General features: G+C 62.8%; 16 protein-coding genes. 6 read left to right on the forward strand and 10 right to left on the reverse strand.

Annotated features, from left to right (window positions below):
- Window positions 1–4 precede the first annotated feature (4 nt).
- From hisF to hisB, 7 genes are read right to left on the reverse strand one after another with little or no spacing between them, the layout of a single operon-like run.
- The gene (gene hisF, locus NKH99_RS02255; RefSeq protein WP_353012470.1) at window positions 5–799 is read right to left on the reverse strand and encodes an imidazole glycerol phosphate synthase subunit HisF; all 795 of its coding nucleotides are present in this window, start codon (window positions 797–799) and stop codon (window positions 5–7) included.
- On the reverse strand, window positions 796–1,632 hold the full coding sequence (locus NKH99_RS02260) for an arginase family protein (protein ID WP_353012317.1): 837 nt from the start codon (window positions 1,630–1,632) through the stop codon (window positions 796–798). Before NKH99_RS02260 ends, hisF begins: the two co-directional genes overlap by 4 nt.
- Window positions 1,629–2,378, reverse strand: coding sequence for a 1-(5-phosphoribosyl)-5-[(5-phosphoribosylamino)methylideneamino]imidazole-4-carboxamide isomerase (hisA, locus tag NKH99_RS02265; protein WP_353012320.1), 750 nt, complete (start codon window positions 2,376–2,378; stop codon window positions 1,629–1,631). The genes NKH99_RS02260 and hisA overlap by 4 nt, the downstream gene beginning before the upstream one ends.
- 2 nt (window positions 2,379–2,380) lie before the next feature.
- Window positions 2,381–2,671, reverse strand: a complete 291-nt coding sequence (locus NKH99_RS02270; RefSeq protein WP_352472581.1) for a DUF1330 domain-containing protein — start codon at window positions 2,669–2,671, stop codon at window positions 2,381–2,383.
- A 3-nt stretch (window positions 2,672–2,674) separates the two neighbouring features.
- Window positions 2,675–3,325 (reverse strand): imidazole glycerol phosphate synthase subunit HisH, encoded by a 651-nt coding sequence (gene hisH, locus NKH99_RS02275; protein ID WP_023677533.1) that lies wholly within the window; start codon window positions 3,323–3,325, stop codon window positions 2,675–2,677.
- A 1-nt stretch (window position 3,326) separates the two neighbouring features.
- A complete protein-coding gene (locus NKH99_RS02280; RefSeq protein ID WP_352451667.1) occupies window positions 3,327–3,800 on the reverse strand; it encodes a DUF2628 domain-containing protein in 474 nt (157 codons plus the stop codon).
- Between the two features lie 4 nt (window positions 3,801–3,804).
- The gene (hisB, locus tag NKH99_RS02285; protein WP_352472583.1) at window positions 3,805–4,404 is read right to left on the reverse strand and encodes an imidazoleglycerol-phosphate dehydratase HisB; all 600 of its coding nucleotides are present in this window, start codon (window positions 4,402–4,404) and stop codon (window positions 3,805–3,807) included.
- A gap of 225 nt (window positions 4,405–4,629) precedes the next feature.
- On the opposite strand from hisB, the gene hslV reads away from it, so the two are divergent.
- The 5 genes from hslV (at window position 4,630) to NKH99_RS02310 (ending at window position 8,774) form a co-directional block, all read left to right on the forward strand.
- Window positions 4,630–5,181, forward strand: a complete 552-nt coding sequence (hslV, locus tag NKH99_RS02290) for an ATP-dependent protease subunit HslV (protein ID WP_352616829.1) — start codon at window positions 4,630–4,632, stop codon at window positions 5,179–5,181.
- Window positions 5,171–5,713 (forward strand): GNAT family N-acetyltransferase, encoded by a 543-nt coding sequence (locus tag NKH99_RS02295; protein WP_352472585.1) that lies wholly within the window; start codon window positions 5,171–5,173, stop codon window positions 5,711–5,713. Before hslV ends, NKH99_RS02295 begins: the two co-directional genes overlap by 11 nt.
- A 4-nt stretch (window positions 5,714–5,717) precedes the next feature.
- Complete coding sequence (locus NKH99_RS02300; protein WP_254815925.1) at window positions 5,718–6,314, forward strand: DUF2585 domain-containing protein; 597 nt, start codon at window positions 5,718–5,720, stop codon at window positions 6,312–6,314.
- A gap of 4 nt (window positions 6,315–6,318) precedes the next feature.
- Complete coding sequence (gene hslU, locus NKH99_RS02305) at window positions 6,319–7,632, forward strand: ATP-dependent protease ATPase subunit HslU (protein ID WP_353012324.1); 1,314 nt, start codon at window positions 6,319–6,321, stop codon at window positions 7,630–7,632.
- 182 nt (window positions 7,633–7,814) lie between these two features.
- Window positions 7,815–8,774, forward strand: a complete 960-nt coding sequence (locus NKH99_RS02310) for a DUF1402 family protein (protein WP_023677526.1) — start codon at window positions 7,815–7,817, stop codon at window positions 8,772–8,774.
- A gap of 34 nt (window positions 8,775–8,808) precedes the next feature.
- Here NKH99_RS02310 and NKH99_RS02315 read toward each other — a convergent pair whose 3' ends face one another.
- From NKH99_RS02315 to NKH99_RS02325, 3 genes are read right to left on the reverse strand one after another with little or no spacing between them, the layout of a single operon-like run.
- On the reverse strand, window positions 8,809–10,038 hold the full coding sequence (locus tag NKH99_RS02315) for an NAD(P)/FAD-dependent oxidoreductase (RefSeq protein WP_353012473.1): 1,230 nt from the start codon (window positions 10,036–10,038) through the stop codon (window positions 8,809–8,811).
- 2 nt (window positions 10,039–10,040) lie between these two features.
- Window positions 10,041–10,355 carry a MocE family 2Fe-2S type ferredoxin gene (locus tag NKH99_RS02320; RefSeq protein WP_352454826.1) on the reverse strand — a complete coding sequence of 105 codons (315 nt, stop codon included), beginning with the start codon at window positions 10,353–10,355 and terminating at the stop codon, window positions 10,041–10,043.
- Window positions 10,356–10,395: 40 nt separating this feature from the next.
- Window positions 10,396–11,526, reverse strand: a complete 1,131-nt coding sequence (locus tag NKH99_RS02325) for a fatty acid desaturase family protein (protein WP_353012476.1) — start codon at window positions 11,524–11,526, stop codon at window positions 10,396–10,398.
- Between the two features lie 134 nt (window positions 11,527–11,660).
- Here NKH99_RS02325 and NKH99_RS02330 point away from each other — a divergent pair, with 134 nt between their 5' ends.
- The gene (locus NKH99_RS02330) at window positions 11,661–12,692 is read left to right on the forward strand and encodes a LacI family DNA-binding transcriptional regulator (protein ID WP_023677522.1); all 1,032 of its coding nucleotides are present in this window, start codon (window positions 11,661–11,663) and stop codon (window positions 12,690–12,692) included.
- Window positions 12,693–12,726: the final 34 nt, after the last annotated feature.

The following is a 12,726-nucleotide window of genomic DNA, read 5'->3' on the forward strand; positions in this document are numbered from 1 at the left end:
GGCTCTAGGACCGATTACCCGGCGAGTCCAGCCGCATCGGCAGTCCGGCCTGAGCCATGTGCAGCTTGGCTTCGGCGATGCTGTAGGTGCCGAAATGGAAGATCGACGCCGCCAGCACCGCGCCGGCATGGCCGTCGCGAATGCCTTCGACAAGGTGGTCGAGCGTGCCGACGCCACCGGAAGCGATGACCGGCACGCGTACGGCATCGGCGACCGCGCGGGTAAGGGCTATATCATAGCCGGCCTTGGTGCCGTCGCGGTCCATCGATGTCAGCAGGATCTCGCCGGCGCCGAGGTCGACCACTCGCCGAGCGAACTCGACGGCGTCGATGCCGGTCTTCTCGCGGCCGCCATGGGTGAATATCTCCCAGCGATCAGCCTCGCTCGCAGCGGACACTTTCTTGGCATCGATGGCGACGACGATGCACTGGTTGCCGAATTTGTCGGCAGCCTCGGCGACAAAATTTGGGGTCTTCACCGCCGCCGTGTTGATCGACACCTTGTCGGCGCCGGCCAGTAGCAGCTTCCTGATGTCGGCGACCTGACGGACGCCACCGCCAACGGTCAGCGGCATGAAACATTGTTCGGCGGTACGGGCGATGACATCGAAAATGGTCTCGCGGTTTTCCGGCGAGGCGGTGATGTCGAGAAAGCAGAGCTCGTCGGCGCCGGCCGCGTCATAGGCTTTTGCCGCTTCGACGGGATCGCCGGCATCGACCAGGTCGACGAAATTGACGCCCTTGACGACACGGCCGTTCTTGACGTCGAGACAGGGGATGACGCGGGCTTTCAGCATCAGATCCTCTCGATCGCCGCAAGAACGTCGACAAGCAGCTGGCCGACGACGGGCGGAACTTCGGACTGGGAATCAAAGGCCGGGTCGTAGGCCGAGAGCGTCACGCCGACAATCGGGATTGACCTGGCCAGTCCGCAGGCAAGCTGCCGCAGCTGTTCCGGACTCGGGCCGCCCGGGTGCGCGTAGCGATTCACCTGCAACACATCCGGATCGAGAACATCCAGGTCGAGATGCAGATGCGCCCGCACAGTCCCTGCCGCCGTGAGCTTTCCGATCATATCGAGTGCACCGGCACATTCGGTGCGCACGATCGGCAAAGTTTCCAGCAGTCGCTTTTCGTCGGGATCGAGGTCGCGGGCATCGACCAGCATGCAGCGCGCCGGGTCTATCGGCCGGAACCCCGGAATTGCTGCCGCCATCGGATGCCAGCAGAGCCCGAGCGTCGCCGCCAGCGCCATGCCGTCGAGAAAGCCGTAGGCCGACGTCTCCGGCGTGTTGAGATCGCCATGCTGGTCGATCCAGATGATCGAATCCGCCGCTTCACCGGCAACCGCACCGGCGGCGGTCAGGCAATTTCCAGCAAGGATAATGGGGAAGCGTCCTCCATCGCGGGCGAGGTTAACCTTGGTCGCGACGGCGTTGCAGACGGCGAAGCCGGTTGCAATTTCGCGCCCCTGCTCGTCTCCGACCTTGCCGATATCTTCGACGGCGACGTCATGGCCAGCCACGGTCAGGGCTTCGACCAGCCCACCGCCGACGATGGCGTCCGGCCCCTGGCCGCACCCCTCGTGATAGTGCCCGCTGTCGTAGGGAGCAACGATAATCGAGACTTTCATGATGACGCCCCTGCCGTCGGCTTGCCGCGCAGGATCGCCAGCGCCTCGGCCGGATCGATGCGGCCGTCATAAAGCGCGCGGCCGGAGATCGCGCCTTCGAGCTTGCGGGCATCGGGCATGGTCATGCGCACGATGTCGGCGATCGAGGCGAGCCCGCCCGAGGCGATAACCGGGATCGACACCGCGTCGGCGAGATCGATAGTGGCGTCCCAGTTGATGCCAGTCAGCACACCGTCGCGGTCGATATCGGTGTAGATGATGGCGGCGACGCCGGCACCCTCGAATTTCCTCGCCAGTTCAATGACGCCGAGGCTCGAAGCCTCAGCCCAGCCTTCGACCGCGACCTTACCGCCCTTGGCGTCGATGCCGACAGCGATCTTGCCCGGGAATGCCTTGCAGGCCTGCCTGACCAGATCCGGATCGCGGACCGCCACGGTGCCAAGAATGACGCGGGCCAGCCCACGGTCGAGCCAGTCCTCGATCTGCGCCAGGGTGCGGATGCCGCCGCCGAGCTGCACCGGATTGCTCGTCGCCTTCAGGATGGCGCCGACCGCGGCGCTGTTGACGCTCTGGCCCTTGAAGGCGCCGTTGAGGTCGACGACGTGCAACCATTCGAAGCCCTGCTCTTCGAAGACGCGCGCCTGAGCGGCGGGATCGTCATTGTAGATGGTGGCGGTCGCCATGTCGCCATGCCTGAGGCGCACGCATTTGCCGTCCTTGAGGTCTATCGCCGGAAACAGAAACACCTTCAGGCGCCTTCGACGATGACAAAGTGGCCGGTCGAGCCGGCGAGCCTGTACTTCAACGCCTCCTGGTATTCAGGCGAGCCGTAGCATTCCAGCGCCTTTTCATAGGATTCGAATTCCACCAGCACGTGGCGATTGCCTGCCGGTCCTTCCGGGCTGGTGTACCGCCCGGCGCGCACCGGGAACTTCGCGCCGTATTTCGCGAAAGCCGCGGCATTGGCCTCGATATATCGCTTGTAGATCTCGGGATCGCGGACATCGACCATTGCCATCCAATAGCCCTTCTTGCTCATGGTTCAGGGCCTCCAGCCTAGGAAATTGGTGATCAGCGCCAGGCCCAGCGCCTGGCTCTTCTCGGGGTGGAATTGCGTTCCGGCGAGGTTGTCGCGAGCGACAGCGGCCGTTACCGGGCCGCCATAGTCGGCAACCGCCAGCACCTCATCCTCCTTCCGTGCATCGAGATGGTAGGAGTGGACGAAATAGGCGTGCAGTCCCTTGCCACCCGTCGCAATGCCGGAAAACAGCGGATGCTTGCGCTTCAGGTCAATCGTGTTCCAGCCGATCTGCGGGATCTTCAGTGTCGGATCGGCCGGCGTGATCTCCTTGACGTCGCCGGCGACCCAGCCAAAGCCCTTTGTGACGGTCTTTTCCAGGCCTCGCTCCGACATCAGCTGCATGCCGACGCAGATGCCGAGGAACGGCCGAGCCTTGGCGATCGCCACCTCCTCGACCGCTTCCCACATGCCGGCGACCGCACGCAGTCCAGCGGCGCAATCGGCATAGGCACCGACGCCGGGCAGGACGATGCGGTCGGCGGTCCTGACCCGCTCGGCATCGGCGGTGAGTTCGATCGCGGCGGCAATACCGGCTTCATGCGCGGCACGCTCGAAGGCCTTGGTGGCCGAGCGCAGATTGCCCGACCCGTAATCGATGATCGCTACCCTCATCTCAGGGCTTTCCCGGAATATGGTTCAGCCCCAGCGCCAGGCCCATCTGCGCCGACCGGGCATGTGCTGCGTCTGGGACGATGCGTTGCACCGTCGGTTGTTCATCCGACTGAGCATCGGCTTCCAATGCATAGCGGAGGTCTGCGTCGTCGAGCCTGTCGGCCTCGACCACGCCCCATTCATGCCAGCCGCGACGGCGCAGGGCTGCGATCCGCAAGCCCTGCCCTTCCAGTCCGACAAAGAGCATGACAAGCAGGGATAAAAGCGAGCCGGTTGTTTCCAGGTCCAGCCTTTCGCCTAGCATCGAGAGCAGGCCCATTGCGACAAACGCCAATGCCGCCTCGACCCACAGCCGGTGCCAGGCCAGCCACAGCGGCGGCACCAGGAAGCCGAGCCAGGCAAAGCCGTCACGGATAAAGGTAGTGTCCACGCTTTCGCTGCGGCCTGGCGGCTTCATCACGACATAGATGGCCATGACGCTATCCTTTCAGGGATCCCTTGGTGGAGGGAACCGCGTCCGGCTGGCGCGGGTCGCGCTCAAGCGCCGAACGCAACACACGCGCCACGGCCTTGAAGCAGGTCTCGGCGATGTGGTGGTTGTTGGCGCCGTAATGATTGGTGACATGAAGCGTGATGCCGGCATTCTGCGCCAGCGCGTGGAAGAATTCGCGCACCAGCTCGGTATCGAACGTACCGATCTTCGGCGACGAGAACGAAACATTCCAGACCAGAAAAGGCCGGCCGGAGACATCGATTGCCGCCCGCGTCAGTGTCTCGTCCATGGCGAGATCGATCGAGGCGTAGCGCATGATGCCGCGCCGCTCGCCCAACGCCTTGGCCAGCGCCTGGCCGAGCGCGATGCCCGTATCCTCGACCGAGTGGTGGTCGTCTATGTGCAGGTCGCCCTTGGCCTTCACGGTCATGTCGATCAGCGAATGGCGCGACAACTGGTCCAGCATATGGTCGAAGAAGCCGACGCCCGTCGAAATGTCGGATTTGCCCGAGCCGTCGACCTGAACCGACACGGCGATGTCGGTTTCCCTGGTCTTGCGGCTTATCTCGGCGGAACGGGGCGCCATGACCTCATCCTTGTCTCAGATTTGCACGGTTCAGGCGTTCACATGCCTGAAAACGAAAGCCTTCTAGCAGCATGATCCGGCGATTGCCAGTTACCGCTGCGGAGCACAGTCCGGCCCGGCGGATGGCCGGTTTGCAATCATCCGGCCTATGCATACATATGGCCGATCAAGTCACTCGTAACGCGCCGATCGCCTCGATGGGATCGGTGCTGATCGGAGCAGAAAATGTCGAATGAACTGACCATGCATGCCACGACCATCCTGACCGTGCGCAAGGGCGGCAAGGTGGTGATCGCCGGCGACGGCCAGGTCAGCCTCGGCCAGACCATCATGAAGGGCAACGCCAAGAAGGTGCGCCGCATCGGCAAAAGCGGCAACGTCATTGCCGGCTTCGCCGGGGCCACCGCCGATGCCTTCACGCTGCTGGAGCGGCTCGAAGCCAAGCTCGAACAATATCCCGACCAGCTAACACGTGCCTGCGTCGAGCTCGCCAAGGACTGGCGCACCGACCGTTATTTGCGCCGGCTGGAAGCAATGATGCTGGTGGCCGACAAGTCGGTGTCGCTGGCGCTGACCGGCACCGGCGACGTGCTGGAGCCCGAATTTGGCGTCATGGCCATCGGCTCCGGCGGCAATTACGCGCTGGCAGCGGCACGCGCTTTGATGGACAGCGACAAGGGCGCAGAGGACATCGCCCGCAAGGCGATGCAGATCGCGTCAGACATTTGCGTCTACACAAACAACAACTTCGTCGTCGAAACCCTCGATGCCGCCTGAGCGGAGCCTCCGCTATGGTTTTCGGCCGGTGATCCAGAGGGACCTGCCGATGATCGCCGGCTGGCTTGCCGAGCCGCATGTCGCCGAATGGTGGAACGACCCAGAGACCGAGATTGCGGAGATCCGCGAGCATATCGACAGCATTTCGGTCGAGCCGCTGATTATCGAGCTCGACGGAAAGCCCATCGGCTATTTGCAGAGCTACGATCCGCATCTGGAGGACGGCCATCCCTATAGCGACCAGCCGTTCGGCACGCTCGGCATCGATCTGTCGATCGGCGTGCCGGGGCTTGTCGGGGTCGGCCACGGCTCGGCGATCGTCCGGCAGTTCGTCGAGCAGCTTTTCGAGGAAGGTACGCCGCGCGTCATCATCGACCCGGACCCCGCCAATGCACGGGCTATCCGGGCCTATGAAAAGGCCGGTTTCAGGGCTATCGATCGCAGGAAGTCGGAATATGGCGATGCCGTGCTGATGGCGATTGATGCCCCAGAGGGCGACGCCGGACAGGGTGAGGCAAAAGAGGGGCAATAGCAGCATGAGCGTATCCAGCGACAAAACCGTCTCGGCCTACGAAGACAGCTGGCGAATGGGGCTTCTGCTGGTTCTCGGCCTGGTCATCTTCCAGGCCGGGGTCCTCTACGGCATGGGGCGGACGCCGATCTGTACCTGCGGCTATGTCAAGCTGTGGCACGGCATTGTGCAGAGCTCCGAGAATTCCCAGCATATTTCCGACTGGTACAGCTTCTCGCACATCATTCACGGCTTCCTGTTCTATGCGCTGGCGTGGTTCCTTTTCCCGCGCTCGCCGATCGGGCTCAGGCTGGCCTTTGCGGTGGTTATAGAGGGCGGCTGGGAGTTGCTCGAGAACAGCCCTTTCATCATCGACCGCTACCGCGCCGGCACAATCTCGCTCGACTATTATGGCGACAGCATCATCAATTCGGTGTCCGACACGCTGGCCATGGTGCTGGGGTTTGTCATGGCGCGAAGGCTTCCTATATGGGTGATCGTGACCCTCGCCCTCATCTTCGAATTCGGTGTCGGCTATCTCATCCGGGACAATCTGACACTCAACGTGATCATGCTGCTGCATCCGTTCGAGTCCATTCGGCAGTGGCAAAGTGGAATTTAGTGACATGAGCACCTTCTCTCCCCGCGAAATCGTTTCGGAACTCGACCGCTTCATCATCGGCCAGAAAGACGCCAAGCGTGCCGTGGCGATTGCCTTGCGCAACCGTTGGCGCCGCCAGCAGCTCGAGGGCCAGATGCGCGAAGAGGTGATGCCGAAGAACATCCTGATGATCGGCCCGACCGGTGTCGGCAAGACCGAGATTTCACGCCGCCTGGCACGCCTTGCCGGTGCGCCTTTCGTCAAGGTCGAAGCCACCAAGTTCACCGAGGTCGGTTATGTCGGCCGCGATGTCGAGCAGATCATCCGCGATCTGGTCGAGATCGCCATGGGGCTGGTGCGCGAGAAGATGCGCGAGGACGTCAAGGCGCGTGCCCACATCAACGCCGAGGAACGGGTGCTCGAAGCGCTCGTCGGCAAGACGGCGAGCCCGGCCACCCGCGACAGTTTCCGCAAGAAGCTGCGCGACGGCGAGCTCGACGACAAGGAGATCGAGATCGAAGTTGCCGATACCGGCAATGGCGGCATGCCTGGCTTCGAGATCCCCGGCATGCCAGGCGCCAATATCGGCGTGCTCAACATCAACGACATGCTGTCGAAGGCGATGGGCGGCAAGAAGACCAAGTTGCGCAAGACGACCGTCAAGGAGTCCTACGGGCTGTTGATCAGCGACGAGTCCGACAAGCTGCTCGATCAGGACGAAGTGGTGCGCAGGGCACTCGAATCGACCGAGAATGACGGCATCGTCTTCCTTGACGAGATCGACAAGATCGCCTCGCGCGAAGGCGGCATCGGTGCCGGTGTTTCGCGTGAAGGTGTGCAGCGCGACCTGCTGCCGCTGGTCGAAGGCACCACGGTTGCGACCAAATATGGACCGGTGAAGACCGACCACATCCTGTTCATCGCCTCGGGTGCGTTCCACGTCGCCAAGCCCTCCGACCTGCTGCCGGAATTGCAGGGCCGCCTGCCGATCCGCGTCGAGCTGCGGGCGCTGGAGAAGGACGATTTCGTCCGCATCCTCACCGAGACCGAAGCCAGCCTGATCAAGCAGTATATCGCGCTGATGAAGACCGAAGGCGTCGACCTGGTCTTCACCGATGACGCGATCGATTCGTTGGCCGGTATCGCCGTGGACCTTAACGCCAGCGTCGAGAATATCGGCGCCAGGCGGCTGCAGACGGTGATGGAACGGGTGCTGGACGATATCTCCTATGACGCGCCGGACCGCAACGGCACCTCGGTGACCATCGATGCCGCCTATGTCGAGAAGCATGTCGGCGACCTCTCCAGAAACACGGACTTGTCGCGTTTCATCTTGTAGGAGACGCTTCATTCTCGAAGAGGGTCGGGGAATTGCTCCCGGCCTCCCCAGTTTGGCCCAGCATTCCCGATGTGTGGCCAAATGGAAGCATCCGGCAAGCTTTCGTCCCGTCGGGTGCAGGCGTCTCTCGACTCCCGGTGGAGCATTACCTAGTTTGCCGGCGACTATTTGGGCGGCGGCGCATGAAAAAACTGATCCTCGTCATTTTGGGGCTGACGCTGGCGGCAGCCATGTTCGCCGCGCAAGCGGCAACGATGGTGCCGCCGGGCAACCGCAACACCGAGCAGCCCGACATACCGGGCGCTTCGAGCCGGCGCACCCAGGCGACCAACACCACCTTCCAGGCGAAATACCGCAAAGTCTTTGCGCTGCTCCAGAACGATGCCGAGTTGCGCGGCAAGATCAAGCAGGCAGCCGCGGCCTATGGCATCGACCCAATGCATATCGTCGGCGCCATCGTCGGCGAGCACACCTACAATGTCGATGCCTACGACCGGCTGCAGACCTACTACGTCAAGGCGATTTCGTATCTGTCGAGCAAGCTCTCCTTTGCCTATGATGGCGAGGATATCTCCGATTTCGTGCAGCGGCCGCAATTTGCGAAATGCGCAGGGAAGTCCGACAGCTACGATCTGTGGGAGTGCCGCGAACAGGTGTGGAACCGGTCGTTCCGCGGCAAGACCGTCGACGGCGAGAGCTTTCCCAACGACCGCTTAGGCGCCACTTTCTTCCAGCCTTATTATGCCGGGCAGACTTTTGGCCTTGGCCAGCTCAATCCGCTGACGGCACTGCAAATGAGCGACCTCGTGCACAAGGTTTCCGGCCTGCCGGAACTCGACGTCGGCGATCCCAACGCGGTCTACAAGACCATCATGGATCCTGACCTGACACTGCCTTATGTCGCAGCAACAATCCGGAAATCGATCGACGCCTATAGAAGCATTGCCGGCTTTGACATCTCAGGCAATCCCGGCATCACGTCGACGCTCTACAATGTCGGCAACCCCGAACAGCGCGCCTATGCGCTGAAGGCCGAGAACGACAAGCGCCGCGCTGCGGGCGAGCCGGAAAAACTGCCCGAGGAAAATTACTATGGCTGGCTGGTCAACGACAAGCTGCCGGAGCTGAAGGCGCTGTTTTAGCCGAACGCGCTCGGCCAATTATCCACGCGGCGGATCAAGCCGCCAGCAGCGACTTTAACTTGATGGTCTGCGAGCCTAGCGCTTCCGGCGCCGGCCTTGCCTGCTTCGCAATCAGCATCTCGGCCAGCCTTATGTCGCGGGCGACCGCGTTGCCGGCGCCGATGCCGCTTGCCGCAACCAGCCTGCCGTCCTCGGCGAGGTGGAACAGGATGAAGGCGCCGTCGCCGAGGTCGCGGCGCACGATGCTGCGGCCTTCGTCCGACAGGCCGGCGATCTGCAAGGTCAGGCCGTACTGATCCGACCAGAACCACGGCACCGCCGCATGGGCCTCGCCGGCGCCAAGCATATTCCTTGCGGCGAGCGCGCCCTGCTCCTGTGCATTACGCCAGGCTTCGAGCCGCACGCGCTTGTCGCCATAGATGGCGAGCGGAAACGAACAGCAATCGCCGGCGGCAAAGACATCCGGGTCGCTGGTGCGAAGCTCGGCGTCGACGGCAACACCATTGTCGACGGTCAGCCCCGCCTCCGCGGCAAGTCCGGTCACCGGCACGGCGCCGATGCCGATCACGGCAAGATCGGCGACAATGTCGTATCCACCGGCGAGCGCGATGCGCACTTCGGCGCCATCATCGGCAATGGCGGCGATGCCCTCACCGCACAGGATTTTCACGCCTTCCGCTTCATGCGCCTGATGGATAACCCCAGCGATCTCGGCTGGCACGCCGCGCATCAAGATGCGCGGCTGCGCCTCAATGATGGTGACCGCCGCACCCAGCCTGCGCGCCGCCGCGGCAAGCTCAAGCCCGATGAAGCCCCCGCCGACTATGGCGATGCGATTTCCGGCGCTGAGATGGGCGCGAATGGCCAGCGCGTCGTTGAAGGTCCGGAGGTAGACGCAGCGCCCGCCAAGGCCCGGCATCGGCAGCTTGCGCGGCACCGAACCGGTCGCCAGCAGGAGCTTGTCGTAGGCCAGGGCGGAACCGTCGGACAGGCGCACGACATGCGCCGTGCGGTCGATCGCCACAGCCAAAACCGAATGGATATGCCGGATAGAGCGCTCGGCCAGGATCGCGTCGCTGGCGATCGCCTTGATCAGGGGCGCGTCGGCAACCATCGCGTCTTTCGACAGCGGCGGGCGCTCATAGGGAAGATGCGGCTCGTCGCCGACCAGCGTCACCGGGCCATCATAGCCGAGCTCGCGCAGCGCAAGGGCGGCGCGCCCGCCGCATTCGCCGGCGCCGATGATGACCATTCCCTTCGTCATCATCAACCGATCCGGACAAGGACTTTGCCGGCGTCGACTTTGACCGGATAAGTCCTGAGATCGACGCAGACCGGCGCGCCCCTGGCAGCCCCTGTCTTGTAGTTGAAGCGGCCGTTATGCTTCGGGCATTCGATGATATCGTCCATCACCAGCCCGTCGGCCAGATGCACCTTCTCATGCGTGCAAAGCCCGTCGGTGGCGAAATACCCGTCGTCGGGGCTGCGATAGATGGCAAAGGTGCGGCCGCCATGGTCGAAGCGCATCACGTCCTCTTCGTCGATGTCCTCGGCGTCACAGGCCTCGACCCAGTCGCTCATTTACGGGTCCCTCGATATTTGGTGCGTTGGCATGGGCTTGTCATTCAGCAGCCACCGCAACAGCAGCGTTATCGCTGTGGAAATCCTCGCGATAGGGCCTCGCTGTCGGCGGCAGTTCGCGCTTGATGAAATAATCCTCATTGCGCAGCTGGCGCAGGAAAGCCGGTATCATCTCGCGGTAGCCGGCCAGGATGGATGGTGTCGGCGCCGGCAGATCGTGCTTGATCAGTTCGTGCAGCCTGGGCAGCGCGTGATAGGGCACCATGGGAAACATGTGATGCTCGACGTGGTAGTTCATGTTCCAGTAGATGAAGCGGCTTATCGGGTTCATGTAGACCGTGCGGCTGTTGAGCCGGTGATCGGTGACGTTTTCAGCCAGGCCGCCATGCTGCAGCAGGCCGACCATGACATGGTGCCACGCGCCGTAAAGCCTGGGCAGCCCGACCAGCATCAGCGGCAGGAACGAGCCCGTGTAGAGCGCCAGCGCAATGGTAGCGGCATAGATTGTCGTCCAGATGCGGGCAATGCGAATTGCCTTCGGCTGCTCCTGGTCGGGAATGAAGGTTCTTTCGGCCGGACTGACGATACCGGCTGCATTGCGCAGCATGTCGCTCATCGCATGCCAGGCGTCGAGAATGCCGACGAAGTTGAGCACCACGCGCAGCAGATCGGGCGGACGCATCACCGAGATCTCCGGATCGCGGCCGACTAGGATGGTATCGGTATGATGTCGCGTGTGGCTCCAGCGCCAGGTCACCGGGTTGCGCATGATCATGAAGCAGGCGACCTGATAGACCACGTCGTTCATCCACTGCGTCCTGAAAGCGGTGCCGTGGCCGCATTCGTGCCAGCGTGAGTCGGTGGAGGAACCGTAGAGGACGCCGTAGACGAAGAAGAACGGCACGCACCACCAGCTGCCCCAGAACCAGGCGGCGCCGGCGCCGCTGAGGATCATGGTGCCGAGCCAGATGATGGTGTCGCGGATCGCCGGGCCGTCGGAGCGCTGCATCAGCTCCTTCATCTGCTTGCGCGGCACGTCGGTGTGATACCACTCGGCCGCCGCCAGCCCGCTCTCGACGGCAAGCTTCGCGTCGCGGCCGATCAGGCTGTAGTCGCGTCGGGACGCTGCTGCGGAGCTCGTATTCCCGGTTCGGAGTCCAATATCCACCATAGCGGAGGCCTCGATCATATTCGGTAAGCGTTCAAAATAACGCCGAGCCCTGATAGGCTCAATATCACAAAGATAGTTTCTATCATTTTCCATCAGAATGGTGTAAAAGGGCCAAACAGTGGAATGAGGCAGCGATGGCGAAACGGCCGACGATCACCGACCTGGCGCGCATTTCGGGGGTCAGCGTTGCCACCGTCGATCGAGTGCTGAACAACCGCTTGCCGGTGCGCGAGGAAACCGCGCGCCGCGTCTATGAGGCCGCGACCAGCATCGGCTATCACGCAGCCGGATTGATCAAGCAGCGGATGCGCCATGAATTGCCCGAATACCGGCTCGGGTTCCTGCTGTTGAGGCGGGAGGACGTCTTCTACAGCGAATTTGCCCGCGAGCTTGAACTGGCGGTATCGCAGTCGCCGCGCTTTCGCGGCGTGGCCACCATCGACTTCGCCGCTTCGCTGGCGCCGGACGAGATCGTCGAGCGGATGCGCAAGCTGGCCGCCAAATCCAGGGCCGTCGCCCTGGTCGGGCCTGATCACCCGACGCTGACGGTCGCCGTCGAGGCTCTCAAAGCCAATGGCGTACCGGTGTTCTCCCTGCTTTCCGACTTTGCGTCCGGTATTCGCGAGGGCTATGTTGGCCTGGACAATCGCAAGGTCGGCCGCACCGCTGCCTGGATGATCTCGAAGGCCGCGAAGAGACCTGGCAAGGTTGCCCTCTTCGTCGGCAGCCATCGCTTCCATGGCCATGAGCTTCGCGAGATCGGTTTTCGCTCCTTCTTTCGCGAGCAGGCGCCGGAATTCACTCTCCTCGAGACGTTGGTCAATCTGGAAGCGAACCAGATCACGCATGATGCAATGATCGAGCTTCTGGCCCGGCACCCTGATCTCGCCGGTTGCTATGTCGCCGGTGGCGGCATGGAAGGCGCGATCTCGGCGCTGAGGGAGGCAAAGCCGGCTGAGATGCCGGCGGTCGTCTGCAACGAGATCACGCCCGACTCCCGCGCGGCGCTGGCGGATAATTTCCTGACCATGGTGATCTCGACGCCACTGGCGGCGCTTTGCCGCGAGCTTGTCGGGCTGATGGCGCATGCCATCGAGACCGGCGCTGCGAATGCGCCGGGCCAGACCTTTCTGCCCTTCGACATTTATCTGCCAGAAAACATCTGACGTCGCGGTCATCGGCGGCAGACATGATGTAATC

Source organism: Mesorhizobium sp. M0854 (assembly GCF_040319815.1).
GTDB lineage: Bacteria > Pseudomonadota > Alphaproteobacteria > Rhizobiales > Rhizobiaceae > Mesorhizobium.

Bases quoted from the DNA above. Each gene is read 5' to 3' on its own strand.
- NKH99_RS02260 (WP_353012317.1), bottom strand. From the start codon at position 1,632: ATGAAAGTCTCGATTATCGTTGCTCCCTACGACAGCGGGCACTATCAC.
- NKH99_RS02270 (WP_352472581.1), bottom strand. From the start codon at position 2,671: ATGAGCAAGAAGGGCTATTGGATGGCAATGGTCGATGTCCGCGATCCC.
- hisH (WP_023677533.1), bottom strand. From the start codon at position 3,325: ATGAGGGTAGCGATCATCGATTACGGGTCGGGCAATCTGCGCTCGGCC.
- NKH99_RS02280 (WP_352451667.1), bottom strand. From the start codon at position 3,800: ATGGCCATCTATGTCGTGATGAAGCCGCCAGGCCGCAGCGAAAGCGTG.
- hisB (WP_352472583.1), bottom strand. From the start codon at position 4,404: ATGGCGCCCCGTTCCGCCGAGATAAGCCGCAAGACCAGGGAAACCGAC.
- hslV (WP_352616829.1), top strand. From the start codon at position 4,630: ATGTCGAATGAACTGACCATGCATGCCACGACCATCCTGACCGTGCGC.
- NKH99_RS02295 (WP_352472585.1), top strand. From the start codon at position 5,171: ATGCCGCCTGAGCGGAGCCTCCGCTATGGTTTTCGGCCGGTGATCCAG.
- NKH99_RS02300 (WP_254815925.1), top strand. From the start codon at position 5,718: ATGAGCGTATCCAGCGACAAAACCGTCTCGGCCTACGAAGACAGCTGG.
- hslU (WP_353012324.1), top strand. From the start codon at position 6,319: ATGAGCACCTTCTCTCCCCGCGAAATCGTTTCGGAACTCGACCGCTTC.
- NKH99_RS02310 (WP_023677526.1), top strand. From the start codon at position 7,815: ATGAAAAAACTGATCCTCGTCATTTTGGGGCTGACGCTGGCGGCAGCC.
- NKH99_RS02315 (WP_353012473.1), bottom strand. From the start codon at position 10,038: ATGACGAAGGGAATGGTCATCATCGGCGCCGGCGAATGCGGCGGGCGC.
- NKH99_RS02320 (WP_352454826.1), bottom strand. From the start codon at position 10,355: ATGAGCGACTGGGTCGAGGCCTGTGACGCCGAGGACATCGACGAAGAG.
- NKH99_RS02325 (WP_353012476.1), bottom strand. From the start codon at position 11,526: ATGGTGGATATTGGACTCCGAACCGGGAATACGAGCTCCGCAGCAGCG.
- NKH99_RS02330 (WP_023677522.1), top strand. From the start codon at position 11,661: ATGGCGAAACGGCCGACGATCACCGACCTGGCGCGCATTTCGGGGGTC.